At 65.3% G+C, this 2,323-nt stretch carries 1 protein-coding gene; it reads left to right on the forward strand.

Going from position 1 to position 2,323, the window contains the following annotated elements; all coding sequences use genetic code 11:
* Positions 1-2,323, forward strand: a 2,323-nt coding sequence (locus EN750_RS30105; protein WP_245482850.1) for an aminomethyltransferase family protein, incomplete at both ends; no start/stop codon positions are given.

The raw sequence follows: 2,323 nt of genomic DNA on the forward strand, positions 1-2,323 counted from the left end.
GGCCGAGCCTCATCCTGAGGCCCGGCCAGATCGCGCTGCCGCCGGGCATGGAGCGTTATACGATCCATGGCAATGGCGCGGTGCTCATCGATATCGAGGCCGGCGACACGGTCACCGTGCGCAATGTCGAGGGCGGCCAGGCCTGCGAGTTGCTGGCCTGGGACAGGAGCGGCGCGACCGATCCCGGCATTTTTGGTGAAGCATCGAACAGCAACGCTGCCGGCATCAAGGCGCTGTTGGCCGAGGACGACGACAGCCTCGCATCGCTACGGAGCGGGCTCGCGCGCCGGCAGGTGCAGCTTGACCATGCCAAGGCGGTTCGCGTGTTCGGCGGCGCGACACCCGCCGGCACCGAGCAGGCTTTCACGGTCGCACGCGACGGCGCGATGCTGATTGCGGCCCCCGGCGGGCCGATGCTGGTCGATGGCCACGACACGGCGACGCCGCTGACTGCCATCGTCCGCCGTGCCACGATCCGCCCGGCGGCGAAATCGCTACTGGCCGACCCGCTGGCCGACCCGGTTCTCGATTTGCGCGTCCATTCGGCGACGGCGGAATCCTATTTCGTCAAGGCTGGCGACTATCTCCAGATCATCGATGTCGACGGGCGCCAGTGCACCGATTTCCAGTGCTTTTCGGCGCGCAAGCTGGACAGGGGACTGGATCATCCGCTCGACGTGACGACGACTCGCACGCTGATGGGTGCAAGCTACCCGATGCCCGGCCTGCATTCCAAATACTTTGACCAGGACATGGAGCCACTGGTCGAGGTGGTGCAGGACACATGCGGCCGGCACGACGCCTTCGCGCTCGCCTGCGCGGCCAAATATTACGACGACATCGGCTATCCCGGCCACACCAACTGCTCGGAGAATTTCAACGGCGCTCTGGCCGGCAAGGGCGTCAATCCCCGCGCGGGCTGGATGGCGATCAACTTCTTCTTCAACACGGCGATCGACGCGCATGGCGTCATGGTGTCCGACGAGCCGTGGTCGCGGGCGGGTGACTATGTGCTGCTCAGGGCGCTCACCGACATCGTCTGCGTGTCCTCCGCCTGCCCCGACGACACGACGCCGGCCAATGGCTGGAACCCGACCGACATCCATGTGCGGACCTATTCCGGCCAGCACAAATTCTCGCGAGCGATCGCCAGACGCATGACGCCCGATTCGGAACAGAAAATGACCCGCGAGACAGCTTTTCATTCGAGCTTTGCCAAGCACACCCGCAACTTCGGCGAGTACAGGGGCTATTGGCTCGCCAATTCCTTCGCCAAGGACGGGCCGATCGCGGAATACTGGGCGTGCCGCCAGGACGCGGTGATCATGGACCTGTCGCCGCTGCGCAAGTTCGAGGTCACCGGCCCGGATTCCGAGGCGCTGCTACAATACACGCTGACCCGCGACGTCAAGAAGCTCGGTGTCGGCCAGGTGGTCTATTCGGCCATGTGCTACGAGCATGGCGGCATGATCGACGACGGCACCCTGCTGCGGCTCGGCAAGGACAATTTCCGCTGGGTCGGCGGTGACGATCTGTCCGGCGAATGGCTGCGCGAGACGGCGACGAAGCTCGGCCTCGACGTGCTGGTGCGCTCGTCGACCGACCAGATGCACAACGTCGCCGTCCAGGGTCCGAAGAGCCGCGACATCCTGCGAGAAGTGATCTGGACTTCGCCATTGCAGCCGTCGATCGACGAGCTCGAATGGTTCCGCTTCGCCGTCGCCCGCATTGGTGGCGGCAACGGCATTCCGGTCGTCGTCTCGCGCACCGGCTATACCGGCGAACTCGGCTACGAGATCTGGTGCCATCCGCGCGACGCCGAAAAGGTGTTCGACGCCATCTGGGAAGCCGGCCAGCCGCATGGGCTGAAGCCGATGGGGCTGCAGGCGCTGGACATGGTGCGCATCGAGGCCGGGCTGATCTTCGCCGGCTACGAATTCTCCGACCAGACCGATCCGTTCGAGGCCGGCATCGGCTTCACCGTGCCGCTGAAGAGCAAGACCGACGATTTCATCGGCCGCGAGGCGCTGATCCGCCGCAAGGAGCACCCGCAGACGAAGCTGGTCGGCCTCGACATCGACGCCAATGTCGACGTCGGCCATGGCGATTGCGTGCATGTCGGCCGCGCCCAGATCGGCGTGGTCACGTCGGGCATGCGCTCGCCGGTGCTGAACAAGACCATCGCGCTGGCCAGGCTCGACGTCACCCATTCGGCTGTCGGTACCGAGGTCGAGATCGGCAAGCTCGACGGCCATGCCAAACGGCTGCCGGCGCGCGTCGTCGCCTTCGCCCACTACGATCCGCAAAAGATCAAACCACGCTC

The organism is Mesorhizobium sp. M7A.F.Ca.ET.027.03.2.1, from assembly GCF_003999175.1.
Lineage (GTDB): Bacteria > Pseudomonadota > Alphaproteobacteria > Rhizobiales > Rhizobiaceae > Mesorhizobium.